The sequence below is a fragment of the Nocardia crassostreae genome, assembly GCF_001613405.1.
GTDB classification, from domain to species: domain Bacteria; phylum Actinomycetota; class Actinomycetes; order Mycobacteriales; family Mycobacteriaceae; genus Nocardia; species Nocardia crassostreae.
This window is the reverse complement of sequence record NZ_BDCH01000049.1, coordinates 1-17440: the sequence shown is the minus strand read 5'-3', so window position 1 is coordinate 17440 and position 17440 is coordinate 1. Positions and strand designations below refer to the sequence as shown.

Sequence of the window (17440 nt, the reverse complement as noted above, 5' to 3'; positions counted from 1 at the left end):
CGGTCAGACCTCGAGCAGTTTGCGCTTGAGGACCTTGCCCGTGGGGTTGCGGGGCAGCTCCTCGAAGAAGACCACGTCGCGGGGCACCTTGTAGCGCGCCAGATTCGATTTCACGAAGTCCCTGACCTCGTCGGCGGTGAGGGTGCGCTGCTCGTGTACGACCACGAAGGCTTTGAGGCGGGCGCCGAATTTCTCGTCGGGGACGCCGAGGACGGCCGCCTCCAGCACATGCGGGTGGGTGTGCAGGAGTTCCTCGACCTCGGCGGGGAAGACGTTCTCGCCGCCGGAGACGATCATGTCGTCATCGCGGCCGTCGATGTAGAGGCGGCCCGCATCGTCGAAATGGCCGACATCGCCGGAGGACATGAGGCCGTGCAGCCGCTCCTTGTGGCCGCCGCCGGTGTAGCCCTCGAACTGGATAGTGTTGCCGACGAAAATGCGGCCGGTGACACCGGGTTGCACGGGACGGCCGTCCGCGTCAAGGATCTCCACCCGGGTGCCGAGCACCGGGCCGCCCACGCAGCCCGGTGCCACGGCCAGATCGGCCGGGGTGGCAATGGTGGCGTAGGCGATCTCGGTGGAGCCGTACACGTTGTAGAGCACCGGGCCGAAGGTGGTGATGACCTCCTTGGCCAGCTGCGCGCCCAACTGGCAGCCGCCGACGAAGATGATCCGCAGCGCCGTCAGATCGTGGGCGGTGAACGCCTGCGGGCCCAGATCCACCATGCGCTGCACCATGACCGGGACCGCCCACACGGTGGTCACGCGATTGGCGGCCAGACTGTCGATGGTGGCCTGCGGGTCGAAGCGGCGACGGATCACCAGGGTGGAGCCGAAGCCGAGAGTCAGCATGGCGCAGGCGAATCCGAGGGTGTGGAAGATGGGCGCCGGGCATTCGGTCACCTCGCCCGCCCGGAACGGGACCTTCGACAGCAGGGCGCCCAGCGGGGCAAGGGATTTCGGCTCCGGACGGGGCGCGCCCTTCGGCGTGCCGGTGGTGCCGCTGGTCAGCAGGATCAGTTTGGGAGTGGCGCCGGGGGCGGGCGGGGCCTTCGGATCACCCTCGGCGATCAAGGCCGCGAGACTGTCCGGACGCTCGGTCTCGGTCCAGGCGCGGAAGCTGCCGCGGCGCGGGTGCACCTCGTCGAGCATGGCGGCGTATTCGTCGTCGTAGACGAGGAGATCGGTGCCCTCGCGGGTGGCCACATCGCGAATCTGCGGTCCCGCGAAATCGGTGTTCAGCAGGATGATCCGGGCGCCGCACTTGGCGGCGGCGAAGACCGCGTCGAGCAGCCCGCGATGATTGCGCGCCAGAATGGCCACGCCTTCCCCGCCGCGCAGACCGCGCGCCCGCCAGGCATTGGCCAGCCGGTTGGAGCGCTCGTCCAGCTCCGCGAAGGTCAGCGCGCCGAGTTCGTCGATGAGCGCGGTGCGGTCCGGATGCCGCGCCGCCGACAGGGCGAGCGAGGCCGCGATGGTGCCGTAGCGCACCATGGCGGTGGCCGCCGAGACCATGGTGGCCGGGGATTCGATGCCGACCAGGCCCGACCGCAACACCAGGCGCGCCGATTCCGCCTCGGTCCACATCCGGGTTCCGGCCGCGCGCAGCAATCCGATGGTCATGCCCGAACCCCCTGCTCGAACGCCGAATCTCCCTGTGCACGCAGCGCTTTCACCCGGACCTCCTCGTCCATCCCCATTTGGTGGCATCCGCCCTCAAACTAACGGTACGGACGAGAAGGCGCGAGCGGAACAGTTACGACAGCGTCGTCACCGTGAGCGCGCCCTCGGCGAACTGGGCCCGCAGCCGCTTCTTGTCGAACTTGCCGACCGAGGTCTTGGGCACCTCCTCGATGAAGGTCCAGTGCTCGGGCAGCTGCCACTTGGCGAACTTGTCGGCCAGGAAGTCGCGCAGCTCATCGGGTTCGGCCTTCGCGCCCTCGGTGAGCACGATGGCGACCAGCGGGCGCTCGTCCCACTTCTCGTCCGGAATGCCGATGACGGCGGCCTCGGCCACGGCCGGGTGACCCATGACGGCATTCTCCAGATCGACCGAGGAGATCCACTCGCCGCCGGACTTGATGACGTCCTTGGAGCGGTCCACCAGGGTCAGATAGCCATTGGGGCTGATCTTGCCGACATCGCCGGTGCGCAGCCAGCCGTCGTCGAACTTGTCCGGATCGACCGCCTCGCCGCTCGGGGAGTAGTACGCGCCGGTGATCCAGGGGCCCTTGATCTCCAGCTCGCCCAGGGCCTGTCCGTCATTGGGCAGCACGGACCCGTCGTCGGCGACCAAACGCGCCTGCACCAGCGCGGGGAAGCGGCCCTGGGTGTAGCGGTAGGCCCATTCCTCGTCGCCTTCCACACCGGTCGGCGGATGCGCCACCGAACCCAGCGGGGAGGTCTCGGTCATGCCCCAGGCGTGCAGCAGTTTCACGCCGTGACGCTCCTGGAAGGCGTGCATCATGGACGGCGGCAGCGCCGAGCCGCCCACCACACAGGTGCGCAGATGCGAGATGTCCTGCGGCGCGGCCTGCAATCCGGCCAGCACGCCGCCCCAGATGGTGGGCACGGCGGCGGCGAAGGTCGGCTTGACCGCGGCCATCATCTCCAGCAGCGGCTGCGGCTGCAGGAAGCGGTCGGGCATAAGCAGATTCGCGCCGGACATCATGGCGGCGTAGGGCAGGCCCCAGGCACTGGCGTGGAAGAGCGGGACAATGGCCAGCACGGTGTCGGCGCCGCTGAAGCCCATGCCATTGGGCTGGCAGACCTGCATGGCGTGCAGGACATTGGAGCGGTGCGAGTAGACGACGCCCTTGGGATCGCCGGTGGTGCCGGAGGTGTAGCACATACCGGCGGCGGAACGCTCGTCCACGATCGGGAAGTCGTAGGTATCGGGCTGGGCGGCAAGCAGTTCGGTGTAGGAGTGCACGGTCACGCCTTCGGGCGCGGTGAGCGCGGCGGCATCGCCATTGGCGACGACGACGTGGCGGACGGTCTTCAGATTCGGCAGGTACTGACCGAACAGCGGCAGCAGTGTGCCGTCCACGATGACGTCCTTGTCCTCGGCGTGATTGGCCACGTAGACCAGCTGCTCGGGGAACAGGCGGATATTGAGCGCGTGCAGTACCGCGCCCATGGCGGGCACGGCGGTGTAGACGACCATGTGCTCGTTGTTGTTCCACATGAAGGTGCCGACCCGGTTGCCTTCGCCGACGCCCAGGTCACGCAGGGCATTGGCGAGGCGGGCGGCATCGGCGCCGAGCTCGCGGAAAGTCTGGGTGCGGACGCCGTCCCCGGTCCAGGTCGACACGGTGCTGTCGCCCTGGAAGGTGGCCGCGCACCGCAGTAGTGAGGCGAGCGAGAGCTGCTCGTCCTGCATGGTGCTCAACATTTCCCAACCGCTCCTTGCATGTCCCTACTGACGAGTGAACTGAGTCACTGTCGGCGAGAATAGCGGAATCGGGACACCATGTGACCAGGCGTCACGGTAATGGCGAGTAGTCGTGCGCGTGTCCGCCCGGGAACAAGGCTGCGGGACGGCGAACCCCACCTTCGCCGCCCCGCTGCCTGTTGGTCGACCCGCCACCGCCCAACACGGTGACCAGCCGACTCCGTGGTCCTGGCCGGGTCGGCACGCGACGACGCCCCCTGCGGCGCAGCAGACTGCCAAACACCAACCAGGACAAGTAAATTGGAGCAAGATCTTCCGTGAATATAGGTAGTGGAGCGTGGAACTGTCCAGTCGAGACGGGGTTTCGCAGGTCAGCAGCGTCTCACTGACTCGGACACTTGCTTGTGAGCGGCGGGGGCGGGGGGTTAGCGGCGACCCGGGGCGGTATGGCCGAAAATACGGATTCACTGTCCGGGGATGCCTGCGTGACCAGGGACTATGGCTCTACCGTCGAGTCATGCAACGTGAGCCGTCCATCCTCATCATCGGCGCCGGATTCGCCGGGCTCGGCATGGCGCTGGAACTGCAGCGCCACGGGCTGACCAACTTCACCATTCTGGAGAAGGCCGCGGATCTGGGCGGCGTGTGGCGCGAGAACACCTATCCGGGCGCGGCCTGCGATGTGCCCTCGCCGCTGTACTCGTGGTCGTACGAGCCGAAATCCGATTGGCCGCGGCGGTTCTCGCAGCAGCGCGATATTCACGAGTACATGCGCGCGGTGGCGGACAAGCACGGGCTGCCGGGCAGGATCGAGTTCGGCACCGAGGTCACCGATGCGGAATTCGATGAGCGGGCGGGGGTTTGGCGGGTGCGCACGGCGGCGGGGGTCACCCATATCGCCGATATCCTGATTCCGGCGGTGGGGCAGTTGTCCCGGCCCGCCATGCCGAATCTGCCCGGGATCGACAGCTTCGCCGGGGCGGCGTTCCACTCGGCCGAATGGGATCACTCGGTGGATCTCACCGGCAAACGCGTGGCCTGCATCGGCACGGGAGCCAGTGCCATTCAATACATTCCGCAGATTCAGCCGCGGGTCGCGCACCTGACGCTGTTCCAGCGCTCGGCGGCCTGGGTGCTGCCCAAGTGGGATACCGAGTACAGCGCGCTGCATCACGCGCTGTTCAAGCACGTACCGCTCACTCGGCTGGCGGAGCGGTTCGCCATCTGGACCTATTTCGAGGTGATGGCATTGGCGCTCACCGATATTCCGCCCATCAAGGTGCCGGTGATCGCGCTGGCCGATCGGCATCGGCGGGTGCAGGTTCCCGATGATGCCCTGCGCGCCAAGCTGACTCCCGACTACGCGGCGGGATGTAAGCGCGGGCTATTCTCCAACGAGTACTTCCCGGCGCTGGCGCAGGACAATGTGCACGTCGAGACCACGGCCATCACCGAGGTCACCCCCGACGGCATTCGCACCGCCGACGGCGTCGAGCACGCGGTGGACGTGATCATCTACGGCACCGGGTTCAAGGGGACCGAGTTCCTCGCGCCCATGAACATCTACGGTCTGGGCGGGCGCAAGCTCGCCGACGAATGATCGGCCGAGGGGGCGCGGGCGTATCTGGGCATGTCGGTGCCCGGCTTCCCGAATCTGTTCCTCATGTACGGGCCGAATACCAATGTGGGCGCGGGTTCCATCATCTACATGCTGGAGTCGCAGGCCCGCTACATCCGGCAGGCCGTGCGATACCTGGGCGCCCACCCCGGGCGTTTCGTCTCCGCCAAGTCGGAGGTCGAGCAGTCCTGGGACGACTGGCTCCAGAATCGCCTGAAGGACACGCCCTGGAACTTCTGCTCCAGCTGGTACCGCAACGCCTCGGGCCGGATCACCAACAACTGGCCCGGTATGACAGCGCTGTTCCGCTGGAAGACAAGCACATTCAAGCCGTCGGACTACGAGGAGCAGCAGGCCGCGCGGTAACGGCGGCAGTGGCCGGGGCGGCAATCGCCCCTTGACTCCCCGGCCAACCCGTCTGAGACTGTCATTAATCCGACGCTTGATCGTCTGAGACAAATACGGCCACCGGAATACCCGTTTCGGAGGGTCCCATGACGCTCACCACCGCCGCCATCCCGGTCGAATCCCTGCCCGAACGCACCGCCCGCTGGGCCCGCGAATGCCGCGAATGGGCCAAGATCCCCTTCCTCCCGCCCGCCGCGTCGGCCGCGCCTACGACATAGTCGGCCCCCGGAACCTCTTCGGCGAGGACTCCCTCTTCATCAACCTCGGCTACTGGCGCAACCGCCCGTCCAGTCTCGACGAGGCCAGCCGCGACCTGGCCCGCCTGGTAGCCCGTGAAGCCGACCTGGGCCCCCACGACATCCAACTCGATATCGGATTCGGCTACGGCGACCAGGATTTCCTCTGGGCCCGAGAGTTCGCCCCCGCAGAGATCACCGGCATGAACATAGCCCGCGAGCAGATCGAAATAGCCACCCGCCGAGCCGCCGACCTGGGCCTATCCGACCGCATCCACTTCGAATACGGCTCCGCCACCGCCCTCCCCCGCCCCTCCCCTTCCTGCACGAAGGTCACCGCCCTCGAATCCGCCTTCCACTTCCCCTCCTACCCCCGCTTCTTCGCCGAAGCCCACCGCATCCTCCGCCCCCACGGCAAACTCGTCACCGCCGACATCACCCCCCGAGGCAACATCCCGCGTTATCGAAAACTCCTGCAAGCAGCCGGTTTCCAGGCCATATCCGTCTACTCGATCCGCGACGACGTATATTCCCCCCTCGCCGCCTATCTGGGCAAACGCCTCCGAGAACCCGACATGCGCCGAGTCAACCCCCTCCTCCGCGCCACCTTCAGCCGCCCCGGCCTGATGATCTGGGGCCCCTGGGCCGACTACATCATCGCCACCGCCACCAAGCCCTGACCGCCACGCCCCCACAAATATGGATGCGCCCCCGCCCCCAACCAGGTAGACTCCCCCGCGTCCGGGTTGGGCCGCGCACTCCACGCCCCAATTCAGCCCTCGTAGCTCAGGGGATAGAGCACCGCTCTCCTAAAGCGGGTGTCGCAGGTTCGAATCCTGCCGAGGGCACATTCGGGAAGCCGCATTTCCGCAGTTCAGCCCTGTTCCACGAATCGCAAGGGAATCAGGTCGAACGCAAAACCCCAGGTCGCATGTCGCAGGTTCGAACTATAGGGGGTTGCTGTCAGCTAGCACCGCAGGTCAGAGCCGGTATAGCGAAGTATAGCCAGCCAAGCGCTGAGCCCGTGACGACCCCGGCTCGTCGATCCTCCAGCCACACCGCGTGACCGCTTTGAACCGCGCACTATGCGCCATGACAGGGTGTCCAAGAATCAACTACATGCTGGCGAGGTCTGGTTGCCGAGCGACAGAATGTTGCAGATCCAGTCCTTCTGAACCTTCCATTTGCCATCCTCGGCAACGAAGGGCACGACGGCTTGCTGCAGGGCGCCACCGTTGATCGCGGCTTGCGCGTCTGCACTGAGGGTGCCATTGCCCAGATCGGTGACGTTGGTGACCGTGATCGAGGCGTTGTTCTGCTTGTAAGCCTCGATGATTCGCGAAGGCAGGCCGGGATCGGCCTGCATGCCCTGCATCAAGTCCAGCTTCTCGGAGTCCGGAACGCTCGGATCCAGCACCCTCTGCATCGCACTGTTCAGGTCCGCCGGCGTCGGAGTGGGCGGGTAGGTCTGCTCAGCAGCAACTTTCGATGTCGAAGTCTTCGCGGGCTCGGTGGCTTCCTTCTTGTCACCACCTCCACATGCCGACAGGCCGAGTGTGGTAGCTACAGCTAGAGCCGCGACGGCTATGCGTCCACCCTTACGGAGCTTCAAGTGCTGATTCCTTCGTTCGAATGACATCGCCACGCACTGCCGCCGGCCGCTCACCCTGCGACGAGTGCACGATCGTCGACCGTACCGACTCCACGGTCCGCTGAAAGGAGTGCTGAAGCACTTTCAGTTCAAATCCTCATAGTTCTCTTCGAGTTCGGCCATGTGGCTTCCTATTCGTACGGAGTCAGGCAGTTCAGCCGGGAATACAGTCGAGCTTGTCCTGCTAGCCACCCCACTCTCCACTCTATGAGCGCCCCACCTCGACCTCGACGAGAGTCGTCATTGGCTGGATCGTGGTGCGCTGCTTGTCGCCACGAACGACACCGTCCACCCGAGCTCACGCGCGATCCGCATTCCAGGCTTGCCGGAAGCAGCCCCGGACGGAGGTCGGGTTCCGGGTCTCGCATCGCGTCATCACCGCCAAGGACTACTCGGAACGGTCAGCGGTTCTGGCATGCTGGGTGCCCCAGCAGCCCACCCTCACCGGTCAGTTGCAGCCCGCTGGCGCGGGCCTGGACCATGCGCTGGCCCACCAGATCGGAATCCACCGCCGTCGTCTTCGGTTTCTTGGGTCTAGCCACCGCGTCAGTTTCGACCGACTCGGCACTCGCCACATCAGAGTCCATGTGCCACTCCTTGATTCGGAATTGCACCCTCGTTCTTGCAGTCCCCGCTGGCGCTGACACGCTGGTAGTGACTGTGGCGGATGGGCATTGGATTCGGCGTCACCCTGGCGAGTCTGTGTTCCTGTCGGCGCGTTCTCGGGGCTGACCGAGATTGCTGGGTGGGTCACGTCCGCGCCCGCTGCAAGCCACTCATCAACAACTACATGTACATCGAGGGTGAGGGTGCGCCGGATTGTCCCGATGCGGGCGACGGACTGCTAGGCGGCATTCGTCCGCAGCGGGATCACGGCTACGCGCATGCCGGTGACGGCTGGTTGGCGTATAAGAGGGTGTTGCAAATCCACTCCTTCTGGACCTTCCATTTTCCGTCCTCGGCCACGAATGGCACCACAACCTGTTGCGGTGCACCATTGTTGACCGATAACTGGGCGTCGGCGGTGATGGTTCCATAGCCCAGGTCGTCGACCGCAGTGACGGTGATGGTGGCATTTGTCTGCCGGAACACCTCGATAAGCCTGCTCGGCAGCTCGGGGTCGGCCTGAACACCTTGCAGCAGGTTGAGCTTGTCCTGGCTCGGGACATTCGGGTCCAGGGCCTTCTGCAAACCGGCGTTGAGATCGTGCGCGGTGGGCACCGGCGGCAGATTCAGGGCAGCCTTGGTTTTGGCGGGCTTATTATCGCCCCCTCCACACGCGGACAGCCCGAGCGCGGTCACGACGGTCACTGTGGCGACCGCGATACATCCGGTCCGATGAAACTTCAACTGTTTGATCCTCTGTGTTCGAGCAGGTCGGTGGCAATCAACGACTGGGCTAATAAGCCGCCAAGTACAAGCGACAGCGCCTGGGAGGGCGAGAAACTTTGCTACGCATGCGGTCCCGGCTGCGATGAGGGCGCTGATCGGAAACGGCCAGATACCACGCCAGAGCGGAGCACGAACGCTGGAGCGGACCGCACAGGGTGAGCCCAACGCCCAGCCACCAGATCGGCTTGGACAACCGGACTTAACCTGACCCAGATCTAAACCTGATTGCCATTTTCGTTGTACAGCGCTTGCTCGGCATCCTGTCTAAGGTTCGGGTCAGGTAAGAAGTCGCGAATATATTCCTCCAATTCGACGATAGTTCGACGTCTAGCCACGATATCTACCCCCACTATCGCGTCGTCAAACTCGCCGAACCCTTGCATGATAAACGAGCCTCCTGCGAAGACGTCGACCGCAAGGGGAAGTAGATCGATTCGACGCGTAGGGGTAGATCGCTGAAGATATTCACAAAATCGACTGACCGGATCGCCTTCACTGATACCGAGGGCGAGAATTATTGCGTTTTCGCGAATCGTCATGCCAACAGCACTTGGAAGATCAGTGACCGCAAAAGATGCGCTCGCCAAGAACCCTATTGAATGATCCTCATAAGAGATTGGAAACGCTGACCATGAGCTCTCCAACGCGGGTAGATCGACAACTCCCGCAGGTATCTCCGACTGAAGTAAGCGAACCGCTGCCGCTTTGTTGAGCGGACGGTTGGGTACTGTTGCGACAACCACCCACAGAGAAGCGGGCCGCAAGAGTGCTGCGCTTTGCATCGCGGACTGAACGGCGAGCGTCGCCTGTTCGACCAGGCCCGCAATATCGCGACCGGCGGGTCGTTGCAGTTCCAACGAGAGAATATCGAGGTCGGCCGCTGCGGGGAGCGCGCGAAGTTTCGGCCAATCTATTGCTCTTTCCCGCCGTAATACTGGTTGACCAGTAGTCATATTGATCGCCATTTTCCGTGTTGAAGTGTGGTCCGCGATTTTGAGCGGGATTGTCAGGAAACTCGTGCCCACCTGCGTCGTCTCGTATTCGCACCGTTCTGGTCCCGCCTCCAGCAGCAGGAACGTCATATTCGTATACCACGCCCGGCTGAGGTTTGCCGCGCCTGTCCACGTTGGGCAAGGTACGGGTTGGGCTCATGCTGGTGGGAACACCCGAGTCTATTTTGGCTTGATTCAACGCGCCTTGTCTCCCGGCACCCGGCGGTGAGAGATTGGGTGGTCTGGTTCCTTGCCCCTCTGCAGGCGCAGGCTGGACTTTCGCTGGTGGAGCCTTGGCTGGGCCGCCACCACCACCGCCGCCGCCAGGACCGCGGCCACCTGCGGTTCCTCCCACGCCCTTGGGTACGCCGGCTGGGTAGCCCGAGAATCCGCCCATGCCTTCTCCCCAGCCAGGCATCATCTGGCCCGTTGGGCGGCGTGGGCTTTCTCCGGTGAGGTCTAGGTTGTTGATGGGGTCAGCGTTGCAGTACTCGTAGTTGTTGGCTGAGCCGCCGGAGATGGGATCGGTTTGGAGGAAGCGGCCGAGGATCGGTAGGTAGGTTCGGGCGCCCATTTCAAGGGCTTGTTGGCTGGCGATGTGTTCAACTGGGACGGTGTGTTGCCCGAGGAAGCCGAGGTCCATGCCACCGTCGACGGTGGCGGGGATTGGGATATCCCCAAACTCGCCGGTTTCCGGGTCGATGTTCTGGCCGAGCGGGTCGTAGAGGTGGATCGCGCCGGTGCGTGTGCCGTTGCCGTCGGCGGTGAACCCGATGTTGCCGTGGATGTCGGGGTAGGACCAGTTGGTGGTGGTGGCCTGGGCGTAATTCTTGGTGAGTACGACACTGCCGGGCAGTTTCAGGATGCGCTGGCGCAGGTTCCCGGACGCATCCAGGACGAAGTCCATACCGCCACTATCGGAGGTGAACCCGTAGCGGGTGATCTTCTCGGGGTCGTTGCCGTCCTTGATGGTTCGCGCCGTGATGCGGTCGGTGACGTCACGGGTGTATGTCACCGATCGTCCGGACTCGGTGCTGGTGGTCACGTGTCGGCGGGTGGAGTCGTAGCCGAGGGTGTCGGTGCCGACTTTGATGGCGTTGCCGTAGGCGTCGTATTCGAACGTTAGTTTGGTGGCGCCGGCGGTGGAGATGAGCCGGTCGGCGTGGTCGTAGCAGTAGACGGTGCTGGTCGGTAGGCCGCCGTCGCGGCTGTCGATGAGCACGGTGCGGTTGGTGTTGGCGCCGGCCTTGCGGTTGGGTCCGCAGCCGTTGTCGGCGGCGTAGCCGTAGGTCAGCTGGTGGTGCGGCACCTTAGCGCCGATCAGTCGTCCGACGGCGTCGTAGGTGTAAGAGTAGTCGTACGTCGTTCCGGGGGTTGCGGTGTCGGTGATGACGGTGTCGGTGATGCGTTGGTCACGGGAGCGGGTGACGGTGTCGGTGACCGTCGAGCCCGGGGTTTTCCAGGTGAGGGCGGTGATCGATGCGGCGTCGTTGTAGCCGATCGCGAGATTCGACTTGTTGCCGTAGCTCACGCTCTGCAGCAGCCCCGCGTTGTAGGTGGGGTGGCGACGGTGGTGCCGTCCAGGTCGAGCCTGATCAGGCGGGAGGCGCGGGTCCAGCCATAGTTCAGGGTCGAGGTGACGCCCTTGATCGTGGTGGTTTCGCTGGTCTTGCGTCCTTCGGTGTCGTACTTGGAGGTCGTGACCACACCGGTGGCGTCGGTGTAGGACAGGACCTGGCCTAGCAGGTCGATCGCGGTGGTGGTAGAACCGCTTTCGTCGCTGACGCGCTGGATGAGCGGGTTGCCGCCCACGGCGTAGTCGAAGGTGATGGTTCGTCCGGGCTGGTCGCCCATAGCAGGGAACGACTTCTTGGCGACCCGGCCGCGTGCGTCGTAGGTGACGCACGACCACGGCTCGTCGTTGATTCGGGTCGCGACGATGCGGCCCGCGCTGTCGTAGACCGTCTCGAGCACGTTGGGTGAGCCGTCGGCGTTCGGGGCCGAAGTGACGGTCTTGATCATGCCGACCTGGCTGACAGCCGCGGACGTCGAATCGCACGGGTTCTTGCGGGTTTCGGTGCCGCCGTAGTAGGCGAAGGTGCCGCGTTCGTCGGGGTTGGTGATGTCGCCGGCGGGCAAGGCTTGGGCCAGCTTGCGCAGGTACCCGTCGCCGGGCTGTTCGAAGCTGTTGCTCCGGACCAGGTTCGCCCCACCCGGGTCGTGGGTCTTGGACACCACGAGCCCGTAGACCGGGTCGATGCCGTTGGCCGGGTCCGAGTAGCCGGTCGTGACGACCGTGGACGGTGCCCTCTCAACACTGCCACCGGAGCTGCTGTAGCCGACCTCGCTCGTCTCGTAGCCGTAGCGTGGTGCGAGGTGCTGGCCGGGAATGGTCACCATGGCACCGGTACCCGGGGGCGTCCAGGTGAAGTTCAGCGCGCCGGTGTTGCCGCTGCGATTGTAGTAGTCGATGCGGACGCGGTGCCACTTGCCGGCGGTGGTGTTGGTGTAGATGCCCGACACCGCGGTGGCGGGCTTGTCGGTCCAGCTGTCGACGATCAGCACGTCGTCGATCCACAACCGGACACCGTCGATGACGGTGAACCCAAGCTTGTACTCACCGGCGGCGGGGAACTGGATTTCACCGGTGAACCGGCCCGACCAGCCGGAACTGTTGGCGACGGGCGGGGTGGCACCCCAGTTCCGGGACAGTGCTCCGTCGCTGGTGCCGACCCCGGTCTGCCACACCGATGGCACACCTGACAGGTACGGATTGTCGTAGAGAGCGGTCTGCAGTCCGAGGGTGCCCTCGTCGTAGCCGACATGGGAGTGCGGCATCGTCTTCGCACACTCGGCGGTGGGGATCAACCCGTCGAAACAGGAGGCCGGGGCGGGGCCGAAGCTGTCGGTCAGCCGGTCGGCATGGTCATAGATGTTGGTGATGCGCCGTCCCGTGCCGTCGGTGACCGCGACGGGCTTGTCCTTGATGTTCCATTCTGTCGTGGTGGTCACGCCGTCGGCGTCGGTCGAGGCCGCCACGCGCCCGGCATCGTCGAAGGTGACCACCCGCATCCGGATCAGCGCGATACCCGGATATCGGACGGCTGCCTGGTTCTTTCCGAGCTCCACCCCGTACCCCACGTACTCGTAAACGTGGGCGTTACGCGCGGGCTTGGAGCCGTCGGGGGTGACGGGAACCGGTTGATACACGATGCTCGGGCGCGCCGACGCCTGGTCATCGAGCGCGAAACTGTCTTTGATCGGGCGGTAGATGACCGTAAAGGCTTCGGCGTTTTTCGGCAACGACGACGACTGACGAGACAGCCAATCCGTGGCTAGGCTGCCGCGCGTTTGATTCATCGGGCCGAGACGGTCGATGGCTTGCTGCGCTGTCGCACTGTCCACCCCGTAGTGGAAGGCACGGAATACCGCAGTGGCTTCCTTTTCGTAGGTGTAGTCGCGGACTTCCCCGCCGGGGTTCTCGATCCGGTCCAGGGTGCCCGCGTGCGAGTACCACAGCCGGGTTTCGGTGCCGTCCCAGTAGGTGATGCGGCACAGCATCTGCGGTGGCGGCGCGGCGGCGATGACGTCCATGTAGACCTTGTACGGCGCTTTATTGGGGTCGTCAGGGTCCTTGGTGTCGTGGCTGTCGTAGACGTAGGACTTGCCCGTCGGTTTGGTGGCGCCGCCGTAGCAACTGCCGCTGTTGTTGGTGTTGTAGTGCAGGGTGTGCGAGCGGCCCGAGACAGGGTCTTTGATCTGCGTGAGCCGTGGTGGTGTGCCGCTGTAGAGGTATTGCAGCGCGGCCGGCTTCTTCGAATCCAGCACCGAGGCCACCGTAGCCAAGCTGCCATCGGGGTTGAACACCGACACCACGTCGCCCACGGTGACGGTGATCTTGCCGAACCCATCGACCGCAAGCACGCCGTCCTCACCGACCGGTGGTGTGTAGCCGCCGACCGAGGCTGCCGCCCAGGTGTGCTTGGCACCGGTGGTGTCGGTCAGGATCACCGACCCGTCGAGCATCTCGGCCCGGCTGTAGCCGCTGCCGGCAACCCCGAGTGTCCAACCGCCCGGAAGCGGCGCCGGATCTGCGGAATACAGGTGCTCGGTCTTGACCACCTGCGGCATCAGATTGGTGACACGGCCGCCGAAAAAGCCGCCGTCGGTGGTGCTCTTGACCCACAACGCCATCACCTGCATCACCGTGGGGTTGCGGTGATACAGCTCGACCTTGACCGGCACCCGCTGCCCGGTCTTCAACGACACCTCATCGTCCCGCTTCGGGGTGGCGGTGGCGCTGAACAGATCAGTGGGCAGACCCAACGATTTCGGGCTGTCGTAGACAACCTTGCCGTCGATCCAGATCTTCGCGCCCTCGGCGTGCTCGCCGACGAAGCGGAAGTCTCCGGCGACCGGCGCCTTGAAGTAGCCCTCCCACCGGATGACGAACCAGTCCTTGTTCAACCCGGTCGGAATCGGATTCGGGTGCCCGGGGAAAGTATTGGCCAAGCTCAGGTTCACCTGCGGCTCGGTGCGCACCAGCACCGCCACGTCATCGGCCTTGCCGGCGTGGCTGGAATCGTTGAAGTACGACGCCCGCAACCCGTGCGCCTCACCGCCGCGCGAGTTGTAGGCAAGGGTGATACCCGACTCCCCGCCCACGGAGGTGAACTGCGGGCCGCCGCTGTTGGTGCGCAGGTTGCCGTTGAACAAGTTCACCGACAGCGGACCGACCTCGTCCACCACGGAGACCTTCGAATCGCCCATACGCTGGTCGATGCTGAAATGTCCGACCCACTGCGGGGTCGTGGTGGTCACGCCACCGGCGAGCGCGGTCAACGCGGTCCACGTGTACTTCCCGCCGTCACGCAGCACGTTCTTTGGCACGGTCCACTTCGGGTCCTTCAGGCAGCCCGAGTCCACGACCGTGCCGGAGCGGCCGTCGAAGCCGGTCGACACTTTGAAGCAGTACAAGGTGGCCGCTCCGGACGGGTTGGTGACCGGGCTGACCGACAAGGTCGGGGTGGCGGTGGCGATCACGCTCTCGTCCGCGGGACCGACCAGTGTGGTCGGCGGTGGCGGGGTGCCGTAGTCGACGATCAGGCTGGCCTGCAGGGTCTTGAACGACACCTCATCGGTCTCGCCACCCGAGAGCAGGAACCATGCGTTGTTGTCCTTCGCCGCGACCCGATCGGCGATATAGCCGGTCAACTCCGAGGAGAACATCATCCCGGCATCACCGAGGGATCCGGACGCCAGCTCCTGGCCCGTGGCGTCGTAGCCGAGCGTGCTCTTGGCCTGATGCAGCGTCGAGGTCGCAGACGCCGCGGTGCCGGTATCACCGGTGCGCTGGAAATCCATGCGCGCACCGATGATGTTCTTGTCGAACAGCGGGGAGAAGTCGAATCGGAATGCCGATCGCCAGAACAGATTCGAATCATTCGGGCGCGAGTTACCGATCTAGATGCCGCAGGTGTTCACGCACTCGGCTCCGGCCGAGGAGTACGCGCGCGTCTCGGCGGTCTTGCCGAAGCCATAGGTGTAGGTGGGATCAACGGTGATCGGGAAGACCCGCTTCTTGTCGGTCAACCACTTGGTGTCCACCGCAACCGCCAGCAACCACGCGTCATCCTTGCGCGCCAGCGAGTATTTGCCGCCCGTGCGTGCAGGACCAGCCTTCTTCTTGTCCTTCGCCTTCTTGTCTGCCGAATCGAACACCGTGATCGGCGGCAGCGCCGCCACTTGCGCGCCCTTGGCGTCGACGATGACCACACCGTCACCCTTCAGCTGCGGGGTCAGACCGTCGCCGAGCTGCATCACGAACACCCACCGTCCATCACCGACCGCCTGGGCGTTCTTGATGACGATCTCTTCCTTGACCGCACCCGGTTCCACCGTGTACCGCAGATCTTGACCAGGCAACGCATCCGGGTAGGTGACCGTCGAACCCGACATCTTGCCCTGCGCCTTACGAGCTCCCACCAATGCCAGCGATATCGGCGCATCACCGGTGTCCATGCGCACCAACGCCGGATCATCGGCGAAGGCCGCGAACTCGGTCCGCGCGCCGTCCCGCACTGCCGCCGCGGAACCCTGCTTGGCCTCCAACCGAGTATCCATCGCCACCCAGTTGCCGCGCTCGTCACGAACACTCACCGGCGTCGCCGACAACACCACCGACTGCGAACCGTTGGCGTTGGTGTATGTCACCGACTTCTCGGTCCGCGCCGTCTCCTTCGACGTCTTCGGATCGAAACCTTCCCGCACACCCGACGGCGGCACCTTGAACCCCGCCAACGGCGTGAAATCTGCCGCCAGGTGCGTAGATGCCGGCTCGTCCTTCGCATCCTTCGGCAGCTTCGGTTCCTCCGCGGGCGCTGGCACGGATGGAGCCTCCGACGGTTCGGCCTGCGCCGACGGCGACACAACCACCTGCACCAGCGACACACCCAGCGCCGCCGTCAAAAGGAACACAACAGCGGGAACAAGCAGCCGCGTGAAGACACGCAAGCAGCCCGGCGGCCAAGGCCGAAATAGCATGACACCCCTCGAAACTGACGCCGCCAAATGGCGACGCGCACAATTACTCGCCGCAGCCGCACCGAACAGCACGGACCTTGGTCTCCCCGCAGAAAAACTCCAGCGACTGCTCCGGCACGATTTCATGCCGTCTTCACTTCGTCGCTGTAAATGCTCCATATGGGTCTCGTAGCGACCAAGACTGTGCGGCGCGAACAAGCGGAACGCAACTTCACTTGACGAACTGCATCGCCACCTGCCGACACTGAGAAACGCGCCAGCAACTCACGAACCCACGACGATCTGATCGGATTTACAACCAACATAATTGGTCGTCACACCGTTCTGGTTACGCACGGTCGAGCATCGACGCCAGCCATGTTCGCAGCGGCCAGATCACAAGCAGCGACCAACCAGCGATTTCAGTCGCGACTCCGATCCACGCCGATGCCGATCGCCATCCGCTCGAATTTAAAAGCGCTGCTGGAGAGAGCTTTTCAGCCATCGCCAGCTCCACTCACAAGAGTCACCCAGGTTTCGAAGTGACACGTATTGTCACGGTCCCCCGGGAGCCACCTCAACACAGCCGCCGAGTAGAGAGGCAAAGCGCGGCCCCAATGCCTCACTCCCGGAATCCACCACCCAGGAATGGGTGTAATGGGAATGCTCCAGGTTTGGTTGATTCCTGATCTGTGAGGCCGTCGTCCTCGCTGGAAGGATGTCCACCGTGCCGAAGCCGTATCCGGAGGAGTTCCGCCGCGATGTCGTCGCCGTCGCCCGCAAGGGCAACGCCCCGATCAAGCAGGTCGCCAAGGATTTCGGGATCTCCGAAGCGTGCCTGCACAACTGGCCCAAACAGGCCGACATCGAGGATGGGAACAAGCCCGGCCTGACCGGCGAAGAGTCCGCTGAGTTGCGTGAGCTGCGTAAGCGCACCAAGCAGCTGGAGCAGGAGAACGAGATCCTGCGCCGCGCCGCGGCGTTCTTCGCCCGCGAGTTGCCCCCAAAATGAGGTTCCCGCTGGTCCTCGAACTGGCCGCCGACGGGTTCGCTGTCGCGGTGATCTGCCGGGTTCTCGGTTTCACTCCACAGGCGTTCTACAAGTGGAAGAAACACCTGTCACGCAGCGTGATTGGGACGACGCCCATCTGATCGACGCGGCTCGTGACATCCATGCCGACGACCCCGCGTTCGGCTACCGCTTCATCGCCGACGAGCTCGCTGACT

Annotated in this window: 9 protein-coding genes, 1 tRNA gene and 3 pseudogenes; 4 read left to right on the top strand and 9 right to left on the bottom strand. The window is 64.5% G+C overall.

Going from position 1 to position 17440, the window contains the following annotated elements; translation table 11 throughout:
- Nucleotides 1-3: 3 nt before the first annotated feature.
- Both NC4_RS38130 and NC4_RS38125 read right to left on the bottom strand, forming a co-directional pair.
- Nucleotides 4-1623: an acyl-CoA synthetase gene (locus NC4_RS38130; protein ID WP_067549328.1), complete on the bottom strand. Its 1620-nt coding sequence runs from the start codon at nt 1621-1623 to the stop codon at nt 4-6.
- A 133-nt stretch (nt 1624-1756) separates the two neighbouring features.
- Nucleotides 1757-3394: a long-chain fatty acid--CoA ligase gene (locus NC4_RS38125; RefSeq protein ID WP_067549325.1), complete on the bottom strand. Its 1638-nt coding sequence runs from the start codon at nt 3392-3394 to the stop codon at nt 1757-1759.
- Nucleotides 3395-3911: 517 nt separating this feature from the next.
- Here NC4_RS38125 and NC4_RS38120 point away from each other — a divergent pair.
- The 3 genes and pseudogenes from NC4_RS38120 to NC4_RS38110 all read left to right on the top strand — a co-directional run bounded on the left by NC4_RS38120 (nt 3912) and on the right by NC4_RS38110 (nt 6504).
- A pseudogene (locus tag NC4_RS38120) lies at nt 3912-5378 on the top strand (flavin-containing monooxygenase).
- 128 nt (nt 5379-5506) lie between these two features.
- Nucleotides 5507-6336 (top strand): annotated as a pseudogene (locus NC4_RS38115) (SAM-dependent methyltransferase).
- Between the two features lie 95 nt (nt 6337-6431).
- A tRNA-Arg gene (locus tag NC4_RS38110) sits at nt 6432-6504 on the top strand.
- Between the two features lie 263 nt (nt 6505-6767).
- On the opposite strand, the gene NC4_RS38105 is transcribed toward NC4_RS38110, so the two are convergent.
- From NC4_RS38105 to NC4_RS38085, 7 genes are all read right to left on the bottom strand, one after another.
- Complete coding sequence (locus NC4_RS38105) at nt 6768-7268, bottom strand: WKL family lipoprotein (protein WP_067549322.1); 501 nt, start codon at nt 7266-7268, stop codon at nt 6768-6770.
- Nucleotides 7269-7708: 440 nt separating this feature from the next.
- Nucleotides 7709-7894, bottom strand: a complete 186-nt coding sequence (locus tag NC4_RS38100) for a hypothetical protein (RefSeq protein ID WP_067549319.1) — start codon at nt 7892-7894, stop codon at nt 7709-7711.
- A gap of 289 nt (nt 7895-8183) precedes the next feature.
- Nucleotides 8184-8618, bottom strand: coding sequence for a WKL family lipoprotein (locus NC4_RS38095; RefSeq protein WP_245722210.1), 435 nt, complete (start codon nt 8616-8618; stop codon nt 8184-8186).
- Nucleotides 8619-8914: 296 nt separating this feature from the next.
- On the bottom strand, nt 8915-9286 hold the full coding sequence (locus tag NC4_RS40875) for a hypothetical protein (RefSeq protein ID WP_157555482.1): 372 nt from the start codon (nt 9284-9286) through the stop codon (nt 8915-8917).
- Between the two features lie 19 nt (nt 9287-9305).
- Nucleotides 9306-11222, bottom strand: coding sequence for an RHS repeat-associated core domain-containing protein (locus tag NC4_RS39800; protein WP_084530188.1), 1917 nt, complete (start codon nt 11220-11222; stop codon nt 9306-9308).
- Entirely contained in the window at nt 11219-14734 is a 3516-nt protein-coding gene (locus tag NC4_RS38090) for a PA14 domain-containing protein (protein ID WP_169814947.1), read from the bottom strand. Before NC4_RS38090 ends, NC4_RS39800 begins: the two co-directional genes overlap by 4 nt.
- 420 nt (nt 14735-15154) lie before the next feature.
- Complete coding sequence (locus NC4_RS38085; RefSeq protein WP_157555481.1) at nt 15155-16159, bottom strand: hypothetical protein; 1005 nt, start codon at nt 16157-16159, stop codon at nt 15155-15157.
- 781 nt (nt 16160-16940) lie between these two features.
- Here NC4_RS38085 and NC4_RS43795 point away from each other — a divergent pair.
- Nucleotides 16941-17440 (top strand): annotated as a pseudogene (locus NC4_RS43795) (transposase); the annotation flags it as partial.